The sequence below is a fragment of the Pseudomonas sp. KCJK9111 genome, assembly GCF_046231935.1.
GTDB classification, from domain to species: domain Bacteria; phylum Pseudomonadota; class Gammaproteobacteria; order Pseudomonadales; family Pseudomonadaceae; genus Aquipseudomonas; species Aquipseudomonas parafulva_B.
In genome coordinates this window covers 1-2,410 of sequence record NZ_JBJJMO010000125.1, presented here as the reverse complement: position 1 = coordinate 2,410, position 2,410 = coordinate 1, and the positions used below count along the sequence as shown (strand labels likewise).

Annotated in this window: 1 protein-coding gene; it reads right to left on the bottom strand. The window is 58.3% G+C overall.

Annotation, left to right across the window (positions count from 1 at the left end; all coding sequences use genetic code 11):
* Window positions 1-2,410, bottom strand: a 2,410-nt coding sequence (locus ACK59L_RS21455; protein ID WP_409275941.1) for an immunoglobulin-like domain-containing protein, incomplete at both ends; no start/stop codon positions are given.

Genomic DNA, 2,410 nt, shown 5'->3' with positions numbered 1-2,410 from the left:
CGATTCGATCGAGTTCACGACGGCAGGGTTCGTACCCACATAAACGTTGTCCGGCGCAGTAGCGGTGGCCGAACCTACGGTGCTGTTGGCAGGAACCACGACGGTGGTGCCGTCTTTCAGGTGGAAGTACAGCTCAGCGTGGTTGTTGATCGGCAGACCGTCTTTGTTGGTCAGCGTCACGGTGTAGGTTATCTCGCCGCCTTCGGCGACCGAAGTCGAAGCGGTGAGCTTGGCCACAACTTCGTCGATGGTATCGGTAACTTTGACCGAGGCATCGTTACCCAGCTGCAGGTTTTCGAAGGTACGGCCGCCAGCGTCTGCTGCCGACTTGATGCCCAGGCTGATTTCGCCCGAGTCTTTGTAGACGTCGTCGCCTTGAGCAGCATGCTCGTAGGACACGGCAGTCTGACCAGCCTTGATGGTGACCTGAGCGTTGTTGCTCAGGGTCACAACCAAGTCATTGGCCAAGGCCTTGTTGATCTGAACAGTGAACGTCGGCTTGACGTTCTCAGCTACGGAGTTCTGGTCAGCGGTAATAGTGACCAGTACCAAATCGCCTTGGTTACCCGTGCCCGGGGTACCCGAACCTGGCTCGTCAGTTACTGTAGTGGTTACAACCTCATTGCCCAGCGTCAACTTCTCGAAGTTATCTCCACCCGAAACCGACTCTAGCTTGTTCACCAGAGCAGGCTGGCCACCCATATACACATCATCGCCAACGGCAATAGTAGTGCTGCCAGCGACGCTATTGGCTGGAATGGTGACTTTCGTCCCGTCAGTCAGCGTGAAAGTCAGTGCTCCATGTTGAGTGACAGGCAAGCCTTGAGCGTTGCTCAGGGTTACGGTGTAGGTAACTTGGCCACCCTCTGTAACAGTCGTCTTGTCCGCCGTAAGGGTTGCGATGACTTCGCTGATGGTGTCGGAAATTTCAACTGTTGCCGGGCCACCGATGACTAGGTTCTCGAACGTGGCGCCCGGGACGCTAGCGTCGGTCACGCCTAGCGTGACGGAGCCTGGATCCTTGATGACATCGTCGCCTTGTGCGGCGAGCTTGTACTCGACCTCAGTCTTTCCAGCCTCGATGGTGACTTTGTCACCATTCGACAATGTGACAGTGAGCGGACGGTCCAAGGCTTGACTGACTTTGACCGTGAAGGACGGCTGCTGATCTTCGGTCACATTGCCGTTACTGACGATGCTAACGGTGACAGTGTCGATACTGTCGTTGATGACCGTGGAGGCTGGCGTGGGGTTTGCGGTCAGTTTTTCGAAGTTGCCGCCGGTGGCGCTGTCGATGGTCACGCTAACGGTGGAACCGTTGTTGTAAACGTCGTTGGCCGGGGTCTGGAAGTCGATGCTGCCCTGGGTCTTGCCTGCTTCAACGGTGATGGCCTGGCCGTTGGACAGGGTCACGGTCACCGGGGTTTGAGCCGGGTTGGTCAGCGTTACGGTGTAGGTGATCACACCGCCTTCGGTGACGCTCGGCGAAGCGGTTAGGGTCGCGGTAGTGGTGTCGATTGAATCATTAATCGTCGTTACGGCTGGCGTCGGGTTAGGCGTCAGCTGCTCGAAGTTACCGCCCGTGGCGCTGTCGATGGTCACGCTAACGGTGGAACCGTTGTTGTAAACGTCGTTGGCCGGGGTCTGGAAGTCGATGCTGCCTTGAGTCTTGCCTGCTTCAACGGTGATGACCTGTCCGTTGGACAGGGTCACGGTGACCGGAGTCTGAGCCGGGTTGGTCAGGGTCACGGTGTAGGTGATGACACCGCCCTCAGTAACCGAAGGGTTCGCGGTCAGGGTCGCGGTTGTAGTGTCGATTGAATCATTGATCGTGGTAACCGCAGCCGCTGGGTTCGGCGTCAGCTGCTCGAAGTTGCCGCCCGTAGCGCTGTCGATGGTCACACTAACGGTCGAGCCGTTGTTGTAGACGTCGTTGGCCGGGGTCTGGAAGTCGATGCTGCCCTGGGTCTTGCCTGCTTCAACGGTGATGACCTGGCCATTGGACAGGGTCACGGTCACCGGGGTCTGAGCCGGGTTGGTCAAGGTCACGGTGTAGGTGATGATACCGCCTTCGGTGACCGAAGGACTCGCGGTCAGGATCGCGGTAGTGGTGTCGATCGAATCATTGATCGTGGTAACGGCTGGTGTCGGGTTTGGCGTCAGCTGTTCAAAGTTGCCACCCGTGGCGCTGTCGATAGTCACGCTAACGGTCGAGCCGTTGTTGTAGACGTCGTTCGCCGGGGTCTGGAAGTCGATGCTGCCTTGGGTCTTGCCAGCCTCAACGGTGATGACCTGGCCGTTGGACAAGGTCACGGTGACCGGAGTCTGAGCCGGGTTGGTCAGGGTCACGGTGTACGTGATCACGCCACCTTCGGTCACGCTCGGCGAAGCCGTCAGCGTGGCAGTGGTC